Consider the following 19,247-nt stretch of genomic DNA (forward strand, 5'->3'; position numbering starts at 1 on the left):
ATCGCCCGTGAGCGAGCGCGCGATCGCCGGGCACTGTCCTGCTCACCTACCCCGCAAACCTCGACTTGAATGTCATGCAGCGGGTTCGGCGGCAGTGCGTTCGGCGTCCCAGTACGGCTCGGCGCCAAAACGCTCGAGCAGGAAATCTATGAAGGCGCGGACTTTGACGGGCAAGTGTCTGGTCGGCAAGTAAAGGGCGTAGACGTGGCGTTCGACGGGGATGTATTCGGATAGCGCTGCGCATAACCGGCCGGCCTGCAAGTCCCTGCCGATGATGAATGTCGGAAGCAATGCAAGTCCGAGCCCGCCGAGTACCGCTTGCGACAGGGCTTCATCGTCGTTGATGCGCAAGCGACCGGCAACGGGCACGGCGATTTCACCTCCAGGTCCAGTGAAGCGCCACAGACCCTGCTCACCGGAGTGGGTGTAGTCGAGACAGTTGTGGCTGGACAAATCCTGCGGAATTTGTGGCAGTCCGTGGCGCGCGAAATACTCGGGCGTTGCGCATAACTTGCGCCGCACTGGAGCGAGTTGACGCGCGACGAGAGTCGGGGGCAACTCGTTCGCCACGCGCACCACAACGTCGTAACCCTCTTCCGCGAGATCGATGCCACGGTCGGAGATGGTCATGTCGACATCCAGGTCCGGGTAACGGCCAAGGAAGTCGGCAAGGGCGGGCGCAACGTGCAGCGTCCCGAAGGCTACCGATGCCGCAACTCGCAGAGTGCCGCGTGGCTCCGCGTGCAAACTGTCCGCAAGTTGCTCGGCCTGGACGATCTCGTCGATGATGCGGTTGCAGTGCTCGGCGAAAGCAGCTCCGACCTCGGTGACGCTCAAATGTCGGGTGCTACGCTGGAGCAAACGCACGCCGAGCGAGTGTTCCAGCTTTGCCACTGCCTTGCTCACCGCCGAACGTGACGTACCGAGGCGGCGGGCAGCTCCTGAGAAGCTGCCGCTATCGACCACATGTGCGTATGTCACCATCAGATTCAGATCTTGCATTCCTCCCATTGTAGCCTCCGGAGAACTAGACGGGTCTCCGAGAGGACGTTTAGGGCGTGGCAGTAGAACCCCCATGTTTATGCGGGCCGAAAACTCCGGACCGACGCTTCGCGCTACGACAAAGTGAGGGGCAACTCCAGCCCTTCCCACCAGCCGCTCATCAGTCGTGGAGGCAGCTTTCTCGCCTTCACCTTGGCGCAGCTTTCCCAGGAGTCGACCGGAACGCTAAGACCAGCGAAGATTCCATGCCCCTTGCCCGCGCGGATTTCCTCGCCGGCAAGGATGCTTTCTCCTGCCCGAATCGAGCCGTCAGCGACAATTGCCTCGCCCGCACGGATTCCCCAGCCGGCTTCGAGATGTCGCCCGCATTGAATGGCGCCGCCTGCTTCGATGCCCTGCGTTGCTCGAATGTCTTCATCGCCGCAAATGTCGAATCCTGCGCGAAGCGTCTTCATGCACGAGATCGAGCGGTGAACGACAAGGCTTCCGCCGGCGAAGGCATTGCCGGCGCAATCGACCACGTCGGCACAACAGATATCGCGCCCCGCATGCAGATTCCCGCCGCATGCCACGCTTCCGTTCGCGTCCACACCCCAGCCAACGCGCAGGTCGCCTGCGACGCTCACACGCCCCGCTGCATTAAGATGTCCCGCGAGGCGAACGTCGCCTCCGACATCCATTGCACGCCCAACGCGAATGCCCCCTCCAGCCCGGATCGAGCCGCCAACGCGCACGACGTCACCGACCTCGATATTGCCGCGCACCTCGACCGAGCCGGCATAGACAAAGGCTTCGGCATCGATGCTATCGACAACAAGGACCTTGTTTGTCGGGCCGAACTGGTCCATCAGCCAGCAAGCATCGTCAACACGGCCATCGGCGACAAGTTCATCGAGCAGTTCCTGATAGTTTCCGCCTTCTCCGAAATGTCGAAGAAACCAGCGAAAACCGTCGGCACAGGGGCTTTTTGCGCGAAGGAAATCTCGGCTAAGGTTCATCTTTAGATCCAAACGAATTCAGGTGTGCGGGCTGACCATTCCGGCTGTAGTGAAAGCGCGAAGGTCGTACGACGCACGTCATGGAGTACTGATCTATCCATCACTACTTGACCAGGGTGATCGGGATAGACGTGCGATACAGCACGGCCCATGAAATCGAGCGAGCCATGAGGGCTGCAAACCAGCCAAGGCCACGCGAGGACATGACTATGCGACAGCAATCGACGCTTGCCGCAAGCTGCAGTATTTTCTCGACGGGATCCCCATGTGCGACATGGAATTCGAAGTCAGCTCGTACCGTCTCAAGTGCGCGCAATGCTGCATCACAAGCCTCGAGGGCCGTTGTTCGCTGGCTGAGACGGGTCCCCGAATTTTTTCCAGCAGACAATCCATCATTGGCCGCTTGAAGGTTGAGCAAATGGATTCGCGGGGCATTATTAAGCCCATTTGCATATCGAAGTCCGTAATGCAGCGCCCTCAAGGATCCTGCCGAACCATCATATGCAATCAATAGGTCGCCGGTCCCCTGAGCGAATCGAGGTGAATGGATTCTCGATTTGACCAACGTTACCGGTATCTCCACTTGACCCAGCACATCCAGGGCGACGGAGCCGAGCAGCGCGCACCCCACGCTGCCGGTCCCGTCGGCGCCCATGACGACTTCCGCGATTTTCTGCTCACGTATATAGGTAAGGATTACCTCGTCAGGATTGCCCGCTGCGAGTCTCAAGCGATACGAGGCATCTGCACCTGCGAGAAACTGGCGTGCGATTTCAGTGTCGGCAAGTCCCGCATTCAATAAATCATCGTCGTCGCCTGTACAACCAAGGATGGTCTGCACGTTAAGAACGTCGAGACTTGATTCCGCCAAGCGGCCGGCAATGTCAGCTGCAACCCGCAAAGCCGCAAGGGAGGCGCGTGAGCCGTCTACCGGTGCAAGGACCGTATAGGCAGGAACGGAGTGGGTTTCCTGCCGTCGAATCCGTGTCGTCAGACCAACTATGCGCCCGAACGGATCGCGTTCGACGCATTCCCAGCCCCTTTGATCGGCTATTACGTCCATATCGATGCATTTCCACCAAAACCTGAAACGGGTTCGTTTGGTGGTGCGTCGTCCCTCGATCAATGCCTGCGATTCGATGATCTTGTCGCAGGCGCTCGATCCGACGAAGAAGAAGGCACCAAAACCGACGTAATCGTAGGCTACGGACCCTCGAGTGATAAGCTCTCAACGAAGAATCATGTTGTTGCCTCTAGGGAGACAATATCGGGACGTGTAGTCGATTGAATGCAGTTCATCAAGACGAATTCGAGGGACACGGTTTTGGGGTGAAGGGGAAGAGCCCATGGTCCGCGGCCGGAATTTCCACGAACTCTGCGTTCATGTCGCGCTCGCTCGTCGTGAGGAGATGCCGGAAATGCATGACCGAAATTCGCGGCCGCAACGATCAGTTAATTGTAGAATTTCAGGAAACAGAAACGGGCAAAAGCGCCTACTTATCAAACTAATTCAGTTTGCTTAACATATGCGTGAAGGGTTGGGGTGAGGGCGTAGGAGGGGCGAATGTCAGGCAAGCGGTTTTGTCTCGCAGATAAGGGTCTTGGCGGGGTGATATCTCCTGTCGCGTCGAGCGAGGTTGAAGAGAGGGAGAAAAGAATATTGTTCGGGGAGCACGAATTCGTGACGTCGAACAACACACTTTTTGACGCGCACCCGGCGCCAGATTCTGACAAGAGTGACACCCGCGACGTCGTTTCTCAGCGCACTGCATTCCTCGACCGCCGCACCGACGTATGGGTGAAGCGCCCGGCACAGGTCTGATTTGATGAATCGCTGCGAAGTGAAGGAGACAGGGATGAGACAGGTAGATGCAGATTCTGTAACCCACGACAGCTCTCGCCTAATTCTGATGGCCGTGAGACCCAGCGCGCGATTTCATCGGCTCGGAGGCATCGACAGCCTGCTATTGCTGTATCCAGCGCGGGATCCACTTGCGCATCAATCCCGCTTTGATAGGTTTGGTAATTGTCGGACTGAGGGCGGAAGTCCTGGTGAAGCTGCTTGACGCCGAAGGCTAATTGGAAAATAAAGCGGAGGCCACTGACCGAATATGCCGTTTTTTGCGGCGATTTCACTTTGGCGACGGGGAAAAAGTTCGATAGGATGTATCCGGAAATCGCCGTCGACTCCGCTCCGTAAGCAGTCACCGCGTCGCAAATCGCATGAATCGCACCGGGTTTCGCGGAGGCTCCAACTCTTGAGAAGATGGAGCCATGAAGAAGACAACGAAGTTCTCCCCCGAAGTGCGCGAGCGCGCCGTGCGCATGGTGTTCGAGCAGCGCGGCGAGCACGGATCACAGTGGGCGGCGATCGAGTCGATCGCCGGCAAGATCGGCTGCAGCGCGCAGACGCTGTCGAACTGGGTTCGGCGGTACGAGCGCGACACTGGGCAGCGTGACGGGGTCATCACCGCGGAGGCGGCCCGCGTCAAGGAACTCGAGCGCGAGGTGCGTGAGCTGAAGAAGGCCAACGAGATCCTGCGCCTGGCCAGCGCGTATTTCGCGCAGGCGGAGCTCGACCGCCGCAACAAGTGATGAACGGTTTCATCGACACGCACCGCGAGCGCTTCGGGGTCGAGCCGATCTGCAGAGTTCTGCAAGTCGCCCCGTCCGGTTATCGACGCGCCGTGGCTCGCCGCCGCGATCCGGCCTTGCGCTGTGAGCGGGCTCGTCGCGACGAGGTGCTGGCTACCCACGTTGAGGGGATCTGGCAGGCGAATTTGCAGGTGTATGGAGCGCGCAAGGTGTGGCGACAGTTGCAGCGCGAGGGCATCGAGGTCGCCCGCTGTACCGTCGAGCGGCTGATGCGGGCCCAAGGGCTGCGTGGTGCGATGCGAGGCAAGGCGGTACGGACTACTCGGCCCGATCGAGCAGCCCCCTGTCCGCTCGATCGCGTCAATCGACAGTTCGCCGCGCAGCGCCCGAACCAGCTTTGGGTCTCCGACTTCACGGATGTCTCGACCTGGCAAGGTTTCGTGTACGTCGCCTTCGTTATCGACGTCTTCGCCCGCTACATCGTGGGCTGGCGCGTCAGCCGATCCATGAACACCGAATTCGTCCTCGACGCCCTGGAGCAGGCCCTGTGGGCGCGCCAACCCGAACGCAACGCCTTGATCCACCACAGCGACAGTAAGAATATAAGGGCCAGTTGTTCCTGGTGGTCTGACCCTCACAGCGATCGACCAATAGGGCTGACCGGTGCTGCAGGTGTTCCAGGTAGCCTGACTCACACTCAGATCGACCTTGTGTCTTTCCCCGGACCTGTCGGCCGCCTGGGAACATCATGCAGCGAGGCTGCGCCTCGCCGATGCGTGTGACCCGAGAAGGGCCTGACATCCTGTCACGTTACTGTCCTGTCCAGGTGTTCGGTCGTGGCCAAGCCGTGCTCATGCCAATCAAGCTTGGAGACCGATCATGCAGGATGGTCAGCAAGACGGCGCACGCGTGGTGGGTGGCGTCGATACACACAAGGATCTTCATGTTGCTTCGGTGGTCGATGAGCATGATCGCGTTCTCGGAAACCAGTGTTTTGCAACGACGCGTCAAGGCTACCGACAGATGCTGCAATGGATGCGATCCTTCGGCACACTCGAGCGGGTCGAAGTTGAGTCGACAGGCACCTATGGTGCTGGCCTGCTGCGCCACCTGCAAGCTGCGGGGGTGAAGGTGCTCGAAGTCACCGCACCCGATAAGCAAGATCGCCGTCGTCGTGGCAAAGACGATGATATCGATGCCCAGAATGCGGCTCACGCGGCGTTCGCCGGCAGGCGGACGGTCGCGCCAAAGACCCGCGACGGAATGATCGAATCGTTGCGCGTATTGAAAGCCTGTCGCAAGACCGCGGTGGCCGCACGCCGAGTGGCCTTGCAGCTGATTCACAATACCATCGTCTGCGCCCCCGATGAGTTGCGTGACGTATTACGCAAGCTGACTCGCATGCAGCTTATCCGCACACTTGCGGGCTGGAGGCCTGACCTGTCCGATTATCGCAATGTGTCGTCTGCATACCGCATTGCATTGAAGTCTCTTGCGCGCCGCTACCTTGAACTGCACGACGAAATTGCCGACCTGGATTCCATGATCGGCGCCATCGTTGAAGAACTCGCACCAGAGCTCGTAGCTCGAAATTCGATCGGTCACGAGTCCGCCGCGCAGCTTCTGCTGACAGCCGGAGACAATGTCGATCGTATTGGCTCGGAGGCAAGCTTCGCCGCGTTATGCGGTGTGAGCCCCGTCCCCGCGTCATCTGGACAGGTCACTCGCCACCGATTAAATCGAGGCGGCGATCGCGCTGCCAACAGCGCACTGCACATCATCGCTATCGGCCGGCTTCGAACTGATCCTCGCACCAAGGACTATGTTGCCCGCCGCATTGCCGAGGGCCATTCAAAGCTTGAAGCCATCAGATGCCTGAAGCGGTACATCGCCCGGGAAGTCTATACACTCCTTCAACGACGGAACCTTGAGATCAACCGAACCCGGATTTCGGCTTGACAAACAGAAGGGCGTCCGGGGAAGCCAGTATGCCAGCCACGCTTATCAGGCCCACCTGGCCGCATACGGCATGAGGGGATCGATGTCGCGCAAGGGTAACTGCTGGGACAACGCCCCGACCGAGAGCTTCTTCAACAGCCTGAAGAACGAGCGCGTTCATGGCGCAGCCTACGCGAATCGCAGTGAGGCCACGAGCGATCTATTCCAGTACATCGCCGTATTTTACAACCGGAGCCGCCTCCACTCCACCTTGGGATATCTGTCGCCGACCATGTTCCTGCAGAACTGGATCGAACGACAGGATCAGCAAGAAATGGCAGCATGAGGACGGCGGCTTGGAAGGCGGAAAACGTAGGGCACCTCAAGCTTGGGTATCCATGATCAGGACTCCAAAACGGACGCCTGATTACAGCTTAGCCTTCAACACGTAATTGGGACATAGCCATTGCAAAATGGGTGAGGGCGCACTTCCGGTGCCGGAAAAAACAAGCGGAAGGGTAAATTCCGGAAGGAATCACGAGTTTCTCACCGTCCTGCTAGGGATGGTACGGCATTCACCACGCACTGACTACAGTGAACCCGGTATGCGGAAAGTCATACACGCACACGACCGTGCTACTTGAAGTCCATCGTCGAGGGCGTGGAGGACCGGGACGCCGGGACCACCTTCGTACGTGTCGATCGGGCGAGGGGCATGCCCTGATTGGTGATGGTCGGCTCGGACGTTATTGCGCCAGATCGGCCGCAGTTCACCCATCTGGGCGTCTCTTTCGCGCTCATCGACCGTTACCTCGGAACCCGTCGAGGGCTCAGGTTACTTTTGCCGGGCGCAAGACTTCCGGTCGGCGCCTGACCTTGTCGAACAATGAGCAAGACATGTCCTTCATGTCATAATTGAGTATTATGAGTCGCCGAGTTCGGCGAGAACGAAGAGACGCGTCAGCGCTGCGATGGATTTGATTTCCAGCTTGCGCAACAAGTTGACCCGGTGCGCATCGACCGTCCGTGAACTGATCCCGAGGATGGCGGCCATTTCCGGAGATGACCGGCCTTCGGTCAGATGTCGTGCCACCTCGACCTCCCGTTCGGTCAATAATCCAAGTTTGGCACGCGCCGCCGCGACCTGAATCCGCCGAGTCCGCCCGGCTCGGGTTTCGGCAATCGCCGCTCGTACGCGTGCGATCAACAGCTCGCTGCTGAGCGGTTTCTCGACGACGGCGAAGGCCCCCGCCTGCATCGCCTGGACGGTGACCGGAACGTCCGCATTGCCGGTGTAGATGATGACCGGAACGTCAATGCCGCGCTCCTTTAGGCGATCGAGGAGTTCGAGTCCCCCAATTCTCGGCATCCGCAGATCAAGGATGATGCAAGCCTCTTCCTTTGGGATGTAGCCGGTGAGAAACGCGTCCGCGCTGGCGAAGCTCTCGACGCGAAAGCCGGCGGAGTGGAAGACGCGTTCGAGTGCCTTCCGAAAAAAATCGTCGTCATCAACGATCACTACCGATTGGTCGCCACTCATCAATACCCCCTGTTTTCGTCGCCTGCGCACCTGCCGGCGAAATGGCGCCTCGATCTGGCAAGTGAAGACAAAAGGATCGTTACTTTACCGTCTCTGGTGTGCGCTTTCTAGGTAGATCTGCGTAGACGCTCACGCGTCCCTGCGAATTTTCCCGCGTTCCTCTCTCTTTTATTCTGGTCCCAGCGCACATACCTGCGGCGTCATGACAGCGCAGGCCAGTCGATACCGATCCGATCTGATAACCGAATTCGGCGTGTTCAATATGCAGTTGGATTGACCCGGCGACGGCTGTTGTCGCGTGCCTCGGAAGGAGGCCAGGATTGCGGCAGCGGGCAGGGGGGAATAATGTTAGGGAGACTTTCGGCGACGAGCGCGATCAGCATCGCTATGTTGGACGGTGTATCCAATCGGCGCAGGGCATCTTCGGATCCCCTTGGTGGCGGACTGGACGATGCAACGACGCATCGGAAGACAGCCAACGCAACGCGAGCGCAACGCGATCGTTCCCTCGCGGTCCCGGGCTTAACGCTCGAGCCTGGCTTGCATGAGCGCGTTAACGTCATGAATGAACTGTTGCAGGCCCGCGCCAAGGCACTGGAGTTCGTCGTTTCGGTGGAGTCCCGGAAGATCTTCGTACGGCTTGTCGATCTCGAGCGGGGCGAAATCATCAGGGAGTATATGGTCGGAAGCGCACCCCGCGCTGCGGCCTCGGTGAATGGGTACGTTCCCGGGCTGCTACTGTCGGCCACTGCGTGATGTGAGTTGCGAGACAGGGGCATGCGTCGGACGGTCGGCTTCAAGGTACAGGGAGCCGATCTGCTCGACCGGACTGCGTCGCCCTAGACTGAAAATCCCCGAGAGAGACCCTCGGAACCCGTATTGGATTAATGGTGGATGGAAACGGGTGAAAGGCGCCGCACGGTCGGGGTGACTGGGCGGATCGTGTGGACGCGCCCCGCTACAGGGAGCCGGTAGTGGCCTTGCGGCGGGGGCTCACGTACCCAGGAGGAGAGCTTGCGCGACTTCATCGATTTGATGCTCGACACGATCTTCCTCGTCGACCCACGCGGGCGCATCGCGTATGTGAATGCCGCGTGTCAGCGCATGTTCGGGTACGCGCCGGAGGAACTCATCGGGCAAATGTTGTTCGACTTCCTTGCCCCGGAGGGCCGGGCTAGGACCGAGGAGGAAGCCCAGCATGTGATGGCTGGGTGCCCTCGAGTCGGCTTCGAGAACCGCTACATCCGTAAAAACGGACGCCAGGTGCACGTCATGTGGTCCGCCTGTTGGTCTGCAGAGGACCAGTTGCGGATCGGCGTTGCACGCGATGTCACCCACCTGAAGCGTGCAGAGGCTGTTCAGCATGCGCTTTACGCGATTTCCGAAGCGGCGCACAACGCCGCCGACCTCGATGTCCTGCTGCGCGAATTCACCACATCGTCGCGACGCTCGTGCCGGTGGCGGGCCTAGCCATTGCCACCTGCGACCGGTACACAAAGGAGCTGAGTTTTTCCTACCAGATGGATCGGGATGGGAACCTGCCGGTGCTCGACGAGCCGTTGGCATGCCAGTTTTGTGCTCAAGTGATATGTGGCGGTCGTCCGATGCGACTGCCGGATACGATGCTGGGCGCGCTAAGCGGTGACACCGTCTCTCGTCATGACCGCGCCGGCTGGCTTGCGATTCCGCTCATCACGCAGCACGAAACGATTGGGGTCCTGGTGCTGAAAAGCGATCCGGAAACCCGTTACTTGGACGAGGACCGGGACCTCCTTCAATTCGTCTCGGAGCAGGTTGCGATCGCGATCGACCGCGCGCAGATGAAAGTCGAACTGCTGCGCGCTGCCCGATACGACGAACTCACCGGCTTGCCCAACCGGCGCCTGTTCAAAGACCGTGTCAACTCCGCCGTCGCCAGATGTGTCCGGAACCGACGCTCGATGTCGGTTCTGTACATCGACGTCGATGACTTCAAGCAGGTCAATGACGCCTTCGGGCACGCGACGGGAGACCAGTTGCTAAAGGAGGTCGCACGACGACTACAACTTTGCGTACGTGGGGCGGATACCGTTGCAAGATTTGGAGGAGACGAATTCGTAGTACTGCTCGAAGGCGTCGAGACGCAGGGTGACGCTCAGCTTGTCGCAGTCAAGATTCGTGACGCGATGTCGCCTCCGCTCGATATCGACGGTCATTCGCTGCGGATACCGCTGAGTATTGGATTGGCGCTGTATCCCGAGCACGGCCAGGAACTTGAACAACTTCTGAAGCACGCCGATGAGGCCATGTACGCGGATAAATGCAGCCGGGACGTAGCGCCGACGTAGCGGACGCCGCCCAATCCCATCGCGGTTCCCCCCCGATTCGGCCGAACGGTGAGGGCGCCGCAGACTCTTTTGCACTCGCCCGGCTATCGGCACCGCCGCCTGTTTCGGTTCCGGAAGCGTCGGACCGACAATCGCCAAGCGTCCTAAATACCTAAAAAAGTTAAGGACATTCGTGTATGCGTTCGTGCAATACTGTTCGAGAGTAGTATGGGACGGTGGCGCAGAGCATTGTTGCATGACGAGGGCGGCGCACGAGAATGTGAGGTGGTCTCGGGGGACCTCGATCCCCCGTGCGACGGGCGTTACCAAGAGCGGCGTTCCCGCGCACCCTCCGGCGCGGAATTTGTCACGCGAATCTCTTTACTGCGGTCCGTCGCAGCCCAAAATGGGCATAACATGAAAATAAAAACGCTAATTGAAAGCAATAAGCCTCGGGATTTTCATGATACCGGGACAGGTGGCGCGTATCGCTTGGCCCATTTTTTTCCTCGGTGCCCAACAATGCTGGACTTTCAGCCGGAGGGAAATTAGTCCGTGACTGCTCGTCTGCCCATCGGTCTGGCCAACCGCCTGCAGGTGGTGGTTGCGCTCACGCTATCGCCGCTACTGCTGCTGCTCGCCTACTGGAGCTGGAACGACTTTCGTGAGGCCGAGGCGCGCGCGCGTATTACCGCCCAACGTATTGCGTCCAATACGGCGCTGCGCATTGAGGAGCATCTGGGTGGGTTGCGCCAGGCCCTTCTCGCTCTGGGCCAGGCAGGTGAGCTCGGCAACTTGCCTCCCGAGCAGTGCGCCGCGTTGCTTGCGCGGGCCCACTCGGTGCTGCCGGAGTTTCTCGCGCTCAGCGTCGCGGCACCCGAGGGACCGGTACGGTGCAGGTCGCGGCCCGTCGGTAGCGCGATTACCGCCGCCGGCCGCCCCTATTTCCAGCGCGCCCTCGAGACGCGCGAGTTTGCCGTCGGCGACTTCCAGATCGGACGCGCGACCGGGCGCCCGTCGATCAATCTCGCTTATCCGCTGACGGGCGATGGCGTCGCCGTCGCTGCGGTGCTCATCGCGCCGATGAGCACCGCAGCCTTTGCCGAGTTTGTTACCGACACCCGTCTGCCGGCTAATGCGCGCCTGACGCTGATTGATCGCACGGGCACGGTGGTGTCCCGCAGCGGCGAAGATGGCGAGCGCTGGGTAGGCCGCCAACTTCCCGAGGCGCCGCTGATCCGCGAGGTGCTTGCGCGCGGCGAGGGTCTCGCCGACCTTAAGGGCCTCGACGGCAATTTCCGGCTACATGCCTTCGCGCCGGTGCGGTCACGGCAGGAGCCGGTTTTCTACGCCATTGTCGGCATCGACCGGGAGGATCTGGTGGCGGATGCTTGGGTGCGGCTCGCCCAGCGGATGGGGTGGCTTGCGCTGATTGTTGTCCTCGCCCTCGCTGCGGCGGCGGCGAGCAGCCGGCGTATGATCGTGCACCCGGTGCAGAGCCTCACCGCCATGGCCGGCCGGCTGCGTACCGGCGACCTTGCGGCACGCAGTGGCTTGGCGCATTCGCCCGACGAGCTCGGACAGCTCGCTCACGCCTTCGATGATTCGACCGCAGCGCTGCAGGACGCGCTTGCGGCAACCCGGCGCGGCCAGGAAGAGCTCGCCGCGCTCAACCGCGATCTCGAACGCCGCGTCACCGAGCGCACTGCCGCGCTGGAGGAGGCCAACCGGGAACTCGTGCAGGGGGCGAACTACGACATCGGGCACGGCGAGGCCTTGCGCCTGATGAACACGCTGCATGACCGTCCAGCGTTGCTCGCAGCGGTGCTGGCGCTGCTCGCCGAGCGTTTTGCCTACCCCGCCGGTGCCGTGTACGCGTTTGACGAATGGCACGGCGACTACGCCTTCGAGGCGGGGTATGGCGTTTCCGCCCGGCTCGCCCGCCGCTTTACCGCCGGAGAGGGCCTGCTCGGCGAGGCGGCGCGGCGCGGAGAGGTGGTCGTCGTCGAGTCCCCTGCCACGACGGAAGGGTTCGCACTTGAGGCGGGGATTGTCGACCTCGTGCCGGCGGCCGTCGTGATCGCTCCAGTGGTCTATCAGGAAAGCCGCCTGGGCCTCATGGTTCTGCTCGCGTCGCGCGTGCCGAACGATCGGGACCGGACTTTCATCGGGCGCCTCTGCGCCCAGCTCGCCGTCGCGCTGCACAACCTGCGCCAGTACGAAGACGTGCGACTGCTGGCGACCCAGTTGCGCGCGCGGGGTGAGGAGATCGGCGCAAAAAACGCCCAGCTTGAGGAGGCTAATCGCCTGAAGTCCGAATTTCTTGCCACGATGTCGCATGAACTCCGCACGCCACTCAATGCGATCATCGGCTTCTCGGAAATTCTCAAGGACGGTATGGCCGGCGAGCTCGCGCCGCGGCAACTCGAGTTTTGCGAGGAGATCTTCGGCAGCGGGCGGCACTTGCTGGCGCTCATCAACGACGTCCTGGATCTATCCAAAATCGAGGCGGGGCGGATGGATCTCGAGCTCGAAACGGTGCTCTTGGGCGAAGTGCTGCGCAACAGCCTCTCCGTGGTCAAGGAACAGGCCAACGCGCATCGGCAGGCCCTCGAGCTGGAGTTGGGTGATAGTCCCACCGAGTTGGTCGCCGATCCACGCAAGCTCAAACAGATTCTCTACAACCTGCTCTCCAACGCCGTGAAATTCACGCCCGACGGCGGTCGAGTCTGCGTTAGCGCCCGACTATGCGGAACCGCAGACGTACAGGCCGCCCTCGCGGACCGGCCGGGGCGTGCGCGCGGGGTCGCGGAAGGCGCCTTCAGCCGCTTCGTCGAGATCGCCGTGCGCGACACGGGCATCGGCATTGCCGGCACCGACCTCGGCAAGCTCTTCCAGCCCTTCACCCAGGTCGACAGCGACTTGTCGCGGCGCTACGCCGGCACCGGCCTCGGATTGGCGATGGTGGCCAAGCTGATCGAGTTGCACGGCGGCGCCGTGGCGGTCGATAGCGTCCCCGGCGAGGGCAGCACTTTCTTCGTCTGGCTACCGGTGCGCGAGACCGCTCTGCCTTTGGAAACGAAGGCCATGGAGCGGGTGGTGGCCGTGCCGCCGTCGGGTTCGCGCGTGCTGGTGGTCGAGGACGATCCTGCGGCCTTCGGGCTGATCCGCAGTCAACTCGAGGACGAAGGTCTCGAGGCCGTGCAGGCCGAGACGGGCGAGATCGCCGAGAAGCTGCTTGCCCAGACGAAGTTTGATCTGATCATCCTCGATATCCTTCTGCCCGGCGTTGATGGGTGGGAACTGCTCGCACGCCTTAAGGGTAATCCTGCGCGCGCCGCCACGCCGGTCGTGATCATCTCGGTGGTCGCCGACACGCGGCGCGGCCTGTCGCTGGGCGCCGCCGACGTGCTGCAGAAGCCAGTCGGTCGTGAAGAACTGCTCGACGCACTGGGACGACTGGGCTTCGTCGAAGATGGGGGGCGGCCGCGGCGGGTGTTAGTGGTGGACGACGATCCGCATGCGGTCGAAATCGTCGCGAGCCACCTTGAACAGGCGCGATTTGCGGTGAGCCGCGCCTACAGCGGCGCTGAAGCGGTCGAGGGGGCGCAGCGCGAGCATCCCGCGCTGATCATTCTCGACTTGCTGATGCCGGAGATGAGTGGTTTTGAGGTGGTCGAAAGCCTGAAGTCGCACTCCGCTACCGCGACGATCCCGATCATGGTATTGACCGCCAAGGAATTGACGGCGGAAGATCGCGCAGCGCTCAACGGCCATGTTGAGAGGATCGTGGGCAAGGCCCATTTCAACCACGGACGCTTCGTCGGGGAGGTCCGGCGCGCGCTGCAGCGGCATCCGGAGATCTAGATGGCAACCATCCTGCTCGTCGAAGACAACCCGGCAAACATGAAGCTCGCTGCCTTCGTGCTGGGGCAGGGCGGGCATGACGTATTGTGCGCGACGAGCGCCGACGAGGCGCTGGTGCTGGTGCAAGAGCGCCAGCCGGCGCTCGTGCTGATGGACGTACAGCTGCCCGGGATGGATGGTCTCACCGCCACACGCCGGCTCAAAGACGACCCGTCGACGCGCGCCATTCCAGTTATCGCGCTCACCGCCTTCGCGATGCGGGGCGATGCCGAGCGTATCCGCGAGGCCGGTTGCGACGGTTATATCGCCAAGCCCATCCGTTATCAGCAGTTGCTGGGCGAAGTCGCGCGCGCGCTGGAGAACAACAATGAGAACAACCCCGGGGGCAGATCATGAACACACCCAACACCCCGTATCTGCTGATCGTCGATGACGATCCGCGCAACCGGCGCGTGCTCGAAGCCATGCTGGCCGGCGAGGGCTACCGGGTCGTCAGCGTGGGCTCGGGGCGCGAGTCGCTGGCAGCGGTCGGCGCCGAACCGCCCGCGGTCATCCTGCTTGACCTGATGATGCCGGAAATGGACGGTTTCGAAGTGGTGCGCCGACTGCGCGCCGATGCGGCGACACAGACCATCCCGATCGTCGCCGTGACGGCGATCGACGATGCGGGCTCGCGCGCGCGCCTGGCCGCCGCCGGCGTGGTCGACGTGCTTGGGAAACCGGTCGAACGCTGGACTCTGCGTACCTGCCTCGGGCGCCTGCTGGAGAAACGATGATGTCCGACGATTCGTCTGCGCTGCGGGAGCTTGAGCATCTCAACCGCTTGTATGCGATGCTTAGTGCGGTGAACCGGGCGATCGTGCGCAGCGACGACGTCCAGTCGCTGTTCGCGGAGGCATGCCGCATTTCGGTCGAGAAAGGGGGATTCGCTGCTGCCTGGATCGGGCTGTTTGAGCCGGGCGAAAACCGGCCACGCATCAATGCACGCGCCGGCGTTAGCGTGCCTTCGCCGCAGTGCGCGGCTTGCGGCGATGAATGTCCGCTGCGTGCGGGACAGCCCTGCCGCCTCGACGATCTTGGGGCCAACGCATCCGCGGCGGGCTGGCGTGCATTGGCCCGCGACGCCGGCCTGCGCGCAAGCATAGCGCTGCCCCTGCACAACGGAACGGAACTGGTCGGAGCGTTTGGCATCGCCACGCAGCAGCCGCAGGGGTTCACCGAGGCTGACCGTCGCCTGCTCGACGAAGTCGCGGCGGATGTGTCTTACGCGCTCGCCGCACTGCATCGCGAGCAGGCGCGCGTCGCCGATCAGTCACGCATCGAGTTCCTCGCCTATTACGATGCCCATACCGGCCTTCCCAATCGTGCTTTGTGCGAGCGGCGGCTGTGCGAGGCGACGACGCGTGGCGAGCGCCTCGCCATCCTCGTCGTCGAGTTGGGCGTGTTCCACGATGCTGCGCGCCTCTTCGGTCCCGGCGGAGCCGTTCTCATCGCGCGGGAGGCGGCGCGTCGGCTCGAGGCGGGCCTTCAGCAGGCCGGCGTCGCACGCATTGCCGAGAACGCATTCGCGCTATGGGTTCCGGGGCTACCCGCAGACGAGGAGACCCGTGCCATGGCCGCGACGGTTGCGCTGCGGATCGGCGAACTGCTCGCACCGGCCCTGCGCATCGAGGGGCAGGATCTGTATGCCGCCCCTTTTGTCGGCATCGCGCTCCATGCGGGTGACGGGGCGACCGAGGAGACGCTGCGCCAGGCCGTGGTGGCGGCGGGGCGTCGGCGCGGTACGGCCGATGCCAGCTACTGTTTCTATGCCGGTGAAATGGCGAACAGCTCGCTGCGGCGATTCGATCTCGATGCAGCCCTGCGCCGGGCGCTCGACCGCGGCGAGTTCCTGCTGCACTACCAGCCGCAGGTGGACCTCGCTACCGGTGAGGTCATCGGCGCCGAGGCCCTGCTGCGTTGGAATCGGCCCGGCGTCGGACTGGTGTCGCCGCTGGAGTTCATCCCGGTGCTGGAGAGCAATGGGCTCATCGGCGCAGTCGGCGAATGGGTGCTCGACGAGGCCTGCCGCAGCTGCCGCGACTGGCAGGAGTCCGGCGGTGCGCCTTTGCGGGTCGGCGTGAACCTCTCCGCGCGCCAATTCCGCGACGGCGACGTCGGTGCCGTGGCGCGCCACGCGATCGACCGCAGCGGCCTCGATCCGCGGCTGCTCGAGCTTGAACTGACCGAAAGCATTGTCCTGCAGGATGCCGACAGCGTGATTCGCTGCCTGCGTGAGTTACGCAGTGACGGCATCGGTACTGCGCTCGATGATTTCGGCACCGGCTACTCGTCATTGAGTTATCTGCAGCGGCTGCCCGTGGATCGCATCAAGATCGACCGCTCCTTCGTCACCGATCTGACAAGTAATCCCAACAGCAGCGCGATCGCCCGCGCGGTCGTCGGTATGACGCATAGCCTCGGCATGACGGCGATCGCTGAAGGAGTCGAGACGGAGGGGCAACTCGGGTACCTGCGCGGCCTCGGTTGCGAAGCCATGCAGGGCTACCTGTTCAGTCCGCCGCTTCCCGGCGACGCTTTCGTCAATTTGTTGCGCGACGGGCGCCGCATGGCGTCGGGCGACGCCGCGACGGAAGGCAAGCGCATCCTGCTGGTGGTCGACGACGAGCCCAACGTACTAAACGCGCTGCGCCGAGTGTTCCACCGCAAGCGTGTGCAGGTGTTCACCGCTACCAGCCCGCACGAAGCCTTCGAGTTGCTCGCCCGGCACCCTGTCGGCGTGGTGGTGTCCGACCAGCGCATGCCCAGCATGTCGGGCACCGAATTTCTGCGCCGCGTGAAGGCCCTGCATCCGGACACCGTGCGCATCGTGCTGTCAGGCTATACGGAACTCGGCGCGGTGATCGAAGCGGTGAACCACGGGGCAATCTACAAGTTTCTGACCAAGCCTTGGGAGGACGAGGGAATACGCTCAATCATCGACGAGGCTTTCGGGATATTCGAGCTGGCGCAGCAGAATCGTGTGCTGACGGAGAGACTGGCGACCGTGCTCGCCGCCTCGATTCCGTCGCCGGCGCGATCGGCCACCGCACACGGTCGCCACTAAAGACGCGAAAGGGGCGTGTGTCGGGCGCCCTTGCCTGTCAAGTGTCGCCGGATTTGCGCTCCGCACGTGACATGGGACTCCGCTTTGCGCCCTCTACCACGACGAATGTAGATTTCATTGCGCGCACGAAGCCGACAACACCCTTGTTGTCGGCTGTGCTATTTAGGCGATGGACGTACGTATAGGGCAGTGCGTACTCGCTGGCGACGTAATCAAGGATGTACCAGACAGGGTGAATCGGGGCCTTGCCCGGCCAAGGCGGGCTGGTCGGCTCGAAGTCAGGCAAATTCGTCGGCTTCGCGCTCGACGGCGTCCAACATGCCGACAGGGCGGGGAAGGCCGCGCGATGATTTGTCAGACGCGGGCATCCGTGCCTCAATGTTCTTCTTGAACGTGTTGCTGGCGTGAAACACCACAACGCGGCGTGCGGTGATCACGGCCGTTTCGCCGGTCTTGGGATTGCGCCCCGGGCGCGAGGACTTGTCACGTAACTGGAAACCGCCGAAGCCGGACAGTTTGACGTCCTCGCCCTTTTCAAGCGCCGCGCTGATCTCCTCGAAAAAAGCATCGGTCAGTTCGCTCGCCTCGCGTTTGTTGAGGCCGATGGTGTCGATGATGCGTTGTATCAGGTCGACCCTGGTCAAGGTCATGGCGGTTCTGCCCTTGTACGCGTGTTGTGAGTGGGATGCCCGAATTCTGCCATAGGCGCACGACCGGGAACCTACCTGCGCCATCGGGTAGGTCGGACGGCGCTCGGACTGAACCGGCCGGCGGGAGCAGGCCAGCCGCGAGCGATCGCGCGATCCGACCGGCTCCGGATCATCGACGTCGCCCACTATGACTTTCGGAAAGCGGGTCCATCAGCACAACGCTTAAGACAAGGAACGGCGTTGATGTGAGCAGTGCCGTCCGATAGATACAACGGCCTAGAAATTCCCATCGATGCACCGTACGCGAATCGCGCTCACGAACTTGTGCATTTGGCCTTCGCCACCCAAAAACGTCGCTTGCTGTCCTGCAATCCGGTGCTATACCGACACAAAGCTAGAAGACATTGCCGCCCATCTCGCATAGTCAAATCGGGCGGGCAGGGGCGTAAGCCGTGCGAGAGGAAAGGGCGTTTCAGCCTTCGCGCAGTAATGTCCAGAGCACACATGCGCCCCGATCAAGCTTCCGGCCAAGGGAACAGATGGCCGAGCCGCTCCGCCTTCGTGCGCAGGTAGCCGGCGTTGTGGGGGTTCGGCTCGATGATGTGGGGGACGCGCTCGGCGACCGCAATGTCGTAGCGCTCCAGCGCGTGCACCTTCCGGGGATTGTTCGTCATCAGCTTCAGCGTCGCGATGCCGAGGCTGCGCAGCATCGCCGCCGCGACCGAGTAGTCGCGCCTATCCGCGGGAAAGCCGAGACGTTCGTTGGCCTCGACGGTGTCGGCGCCTTGGTCCTGCAGCGCGTACGCGCGGATCTTGTTCAGCAGCCCGATCCCGCGGCCTTCCTGGCGCAGGTACAGCAGCACGCCGCGGCCTTCGGTGGCGATTGCGGCGAGCGCCGCTTCGAGCTGCGGGCCGCAGTCGCAGCGCTGGCTGAACAACGCGTCGCCGGTCAGGCATTCGGAATGGACGCGGGTGAGCACCGGCGCCCCGTCGGTCACCGCGCCGAGCGTCAGGGCGACGTGCTCGCGTCCGCTGGCGACTTCTTCAAAACCGTGGAGTTCGAATGTCGCCCACGGTGTCGGCAAGTGACACGCGGCGACGTGGAGGATCTCGCTACCGGACGTTTTGTCCGTTTCGTTGAACTTGTTCTGCATGCTAATTCCCTGTTGGCTCCGCGCTGCCCGGCCGGACGTCGCGCTACCGCCGGACGTGCGACGGTATCGGGAAAAGCAGCCAGGATCGGCG

General features: G+C 62.2%; 16 protein-coding genes, 2 pseudogenes and 1 other annotated feature. Of the genes and pseudogenes, 12 read left to right on the plus strand and 6 right to left on the minus strand.

Annotated features, from left to right (window positions below; translation table 11 throughout):
• Window positions 1-72: 72 nt before the first annotated feature.
• Window positions 73-1,002: a LysR family transcriptional regulator gene (locus F464_RS0114490; protein WP_018990550.1), complete on the minus strand. Its 930-nt coding sequence runs from the start codon at window positions 1,000-1,002 to the stop codon at window positions 73-75.
• A gap of 113 nt (window positions 1,003-1,115) precedes the next feature.
• Entirely contained in the window at window positions 1,116-1,457 is a 342-nt protein-coding gene (locus F464_RS31975) for a hypothetical protein (RefSeq protein ID WP_332309972.1), read from the minus strand.
• Between the two features lie 15 nt (window positions 1,458-1,472).
• Between F464_RS31975 and F464_RS31980 the strand changes: the two genes are divergently transcribed.
• Complete coding sequence (locus F464_RS31980) at window positions 1,473-2,006, plus strand: hypothetical protein (protein WP_332309973.1); 534 nt, start codon at window positions 1,473-1,475, stop codon at window positions 2,004-2,006.
• A gap of 97 nt (window positions 2,007-2,103) precedes the next feature.
• Here F464_RS31980 and F464_RS30385 read toward each other — a convergent pair whose 3' ends face one another.
• Window positions 2,104-3,063, minus strand: coding sequence for a universal stress protein (locus F464_RS30385; RefSeq protein ID WP_084600504.1), 960 nt, complete (start codon window positions 3,061-3,063; stop codon window positions 2,104-2,106).
• Between the two features lie 501 nt (window positions 3,064-3,564).
• On the opposite strand from F464_RS30385, the gene F464_RS0114510 reads away from it, so the two are divergent.
• The 4 genes and pseudogenes from F464_RS0114510 to F464_RS30395 all read left to right on the plus strand — a co-directional run.
• Window positions 3,565-3,822 (plus strand): hypothetical protein, encoded by a 258-nt coding sequence (locus tag F464_RS0114510; RefSeq protein WP_018990554.1) that lies wholly within the window; start codon window positions 3,565-3,567, stop codon window positions 3,820-3,822.
• Window positions 3,823-4,274: 452 nt separating this feature from the next.
• Window positions 4,275-5,188: pseudogene (locus F464_RS28625) on the plus strand (IS3 family transposase); the annotation flags it as partial.
• Window positions 4,553-4,669 (plus strand) — a sequence feature (AL1L pseudoknot). Its footprint overlaps the pseudogene before it by 117 nt.
• Window positions 5,189-5,474: 286 nt before the next feature.
• Window positions 5,475-6,554, plus strand: a complete 1,080-nt coding sequence (locus F464_RS0114525) for an IS110 family RNA-guided transposase (RefSeq protein WP_026296010.1) — start codon at window positions 5,475-5,477, stop codon at window positions 6,552-6,554.
• A 16-nt stretch (window positions 6,555-6,570) separates the two neighbouring features.
• A pseudogene (locus tag F464_RS30395) lies at window positions 6,571-6,879 on the plus strand (IS3 family transposase); the annotation flags it as partial.
• 576 nt (window positions 6,880-7,455) lie between these two features.
• On the opposite strand, the gene F464_RS0114535 reads toward F464_RS30395, so the two are convergent.
• A complete protein-coding gene (locus tag F464_RS0114535) occupies window positions 7,456-8,073 on the minus strand; it encodes a response regulator transcription factor (RefSeq protein ID WP_018990560.1) in 618 nt (205 codons plus the stop codon).
• 561 nt (window positions 8,074-8,634) lie between these two features.
• On the opposite strand from F464_RS0114535, the gene F464_RS0114540 reads away from it, so the two are divergent.
• The 7 genes from F464_RS0114540 to F464_RS28645 all read left to right on the plus strand — a co-directional run bounded on the left by F464_RS0114540 (window position 8,635) and on the right by F464_RS28645 (window position 17,352).
• Window positions 8,635-8,829 carry a hypothetical protein gene (locus F464_RS0114540; protein ID WP_026296011.1) on the plus strand — a complete coding sequence of 65 codons (195 nt, stop codon included), beginning with the start codon at window positions 8,635-8,637 and terminating at the stop codon, window positions 8,827-8,829.
• A gap of 258 nt (window positions 8,830-9,087) precedes the next feature.
• Window positions 9,088-9,543 (plus strand): PAS domain-containing protein, encoded by a 456-nt coding sequence (locus F464_RS31625; RefSeq protein WP_232428934.1) that lies wholly within the window; start codon window positions 9,088-9,090, stop codon window positions 9,541-9,543.
• On the plus strand, window positions 9,531-10,400 hold the full coding sequence (locus F464_RS28635) for a sensor domain-containing diguanylate cyclase (RefSeq protein WP_232428936.1): 870 nt from the start codon (window positions 9,531-9,533) through the stop codon (window positions 10,398-10,400). The genes F464_RS31625 and F464_RS28635 overlap by 13 nt, the downstream gene beginning before the upstream one ends.
• Before the next feature lie 534 nt (window positions 10,401-10,934).
• Window positions 10,935-14,246: a response regulator gene (locus F464_RS29955; protein ID WP_018990563.1), complete on the plus strand. Its 3,312-nt coding sequence runs from the start codon at window positions 10,935-10,937 to the stop codon at window positions 14,244-14,246.
• Window positions 14,247-14,642 carry a response regulator gene (locus F464_RS0114555; protein ID WP_018990564.1) on the plus strand — a complete coding sequence of 132 codons (396 nt, stop codon included), beginning with the start codon at window positions 14,247-14,249 and terminating at the stop codon, window positions 14,640-14,642. It begins immediately after the preceding gene.
• Window positions 14,639-15,022 (plus strand): response regulator, encoded by a 384-nt coding sequence (locus F464_RS0114560; RefSeq protein WP_018990565.1) that lies wholly within the window; start codon window positions 14,639-14,641, stop codon window positions 15,020-15,022. The genes F464_RS0114555 and F464_RS0114560 overlap by 4 nt, the downstream gene beginning before the upstream one ends.
• Window positions 15,019-17,352: an EAL domain-containing protein gene (locus F464_RS28645; protein WP_018990566.1), complete on the plus strand. Its 2,334-nt coding sequence runs from the start codon at window positions 15,019-15,021 to the stop codon at window positions 17,350-17,352. The genes F464_RS0114560 and F464_RS28645 overlap by 4 nt, the downstream gene beginning before the upstream one ends.
• A gap of 278 nt (window positions 17,353-17,630) precedes the next feature.
• On the opposite strand, the gene F464_RS0114570 is transcribed toward F464_RS28645, so the two are convergent.
• Both F464_RS0114570 and ribA read right to left on the minus strand, forming a co-directional pair.
• Window positions 17,631-18,188, minus strand: coding sequence for an integration host factor subunit alpha (locus F464_RS0114570; protein ID WP_408605233.1), 558 nt, complete (start codon window positions 18,186-18,188; stop codon window positions 17,631-17,633).
• A gap of 329 nt (window positions 18,189-18,517) precedes the next feature.
• Window positions 18,518-19,156: a GTP cyclohydrolase II gene (gene ribA / locus F464_RS0114575; RefSeq protein ID WP_018990568.1), complete on the minus strand. Its 639-nt coding sequence runs from the start codon at window positions 19,154-19,156 to the stop codon at window positions 18,518-18,520.
• Window positions 19,157-19,247 lie beyond the last annotated feature (91 nt).

Source organism: Aromatoleum toluclasticum ATCC 700605 (genome assembly GCF_000378245.1).
In the GTDB taxonomy this organism is placed as follows: Bacteria; Pseudomonadota; Gammaproteobacteria; order Burkholderiales; family Rhodocyclaceae; genus Aromatoleum; species Aromatoleum toluclasticum.

Coding starts and splice junctions, on each gene's coding strand:
- F464_RS0114490 (WP_018990550.1), bottom strand. CDS start 1,002: ATGCAAGATCTGAATCTGATGGTGACATACGCACATGTGGTCGATAGC.
- F464_RS31975 (WP_332309972.1), bottom strand. CDS start 1,457: ATGAAGACGCTTCGCGCAGGATTCGACATTTGCGGCGATGAAGACATT.
- F464_RS30385 (WP_084600504.1), bottom strand. CDS start 3,063: ATGGACGTAATAGCCGATCAAAGGGGCTGGGAATGCGTCGAACGCGAT.
- F464_RS0114510 (WP_018990554.1), top strand. CDS start 3,565: ATGTCAGGCAAGCGGTTTTGTCTCGCAGATAAGGGTCTTGGCGGGGTG.
- F464_RS0114525 (WP_026296010.1), top strand. CDS start 5,475: ATGCAGGATGGTCAGCAAGACGGCGCACGCGTGGTGGGTGGCGTCGAT.
- F464_RS0114535 (WP_018990560.1), bottom strand. CDS start 8,073: ATGAGTGGCGACCAATCGGTAGTGATCGTTGATGACGACGATTTTTTT.
- F464_RS0114540 (WP_026296011.1), top strand. CDS start 8,635: ATGAATGAACTGTTGCAGGCCCGCGCCAAGGCACTGGAGTTCGTCGTT.
- F464_RS0114555 (WP_018990564.1), top strand. CDS start 14,247: ATGGCAACCATCCTGCTCGTCGAAGACAACCCGGCAAACATGAAGCTC.
- F464_RS0114560 (WP_018990565.1), top strand. CDS start 14,639: ATGAACACACCCAACACCCCGTATCTGCTGATCGTCGATGACGATCCG.
- F464_RS28645 (WP_018990566.1), top strand. CDS start 15,019: ATGATGTCCGACGATTCGTCTGCGCTGCGGGAGCTTGAGCATCTCAAC.
- ribA (WP_018990568.1), bottom strand. CDS start 19,156: ATGCAGAACAAGTTCAACGAAACGGACAAAACGTCCGGTAGCGAGATC.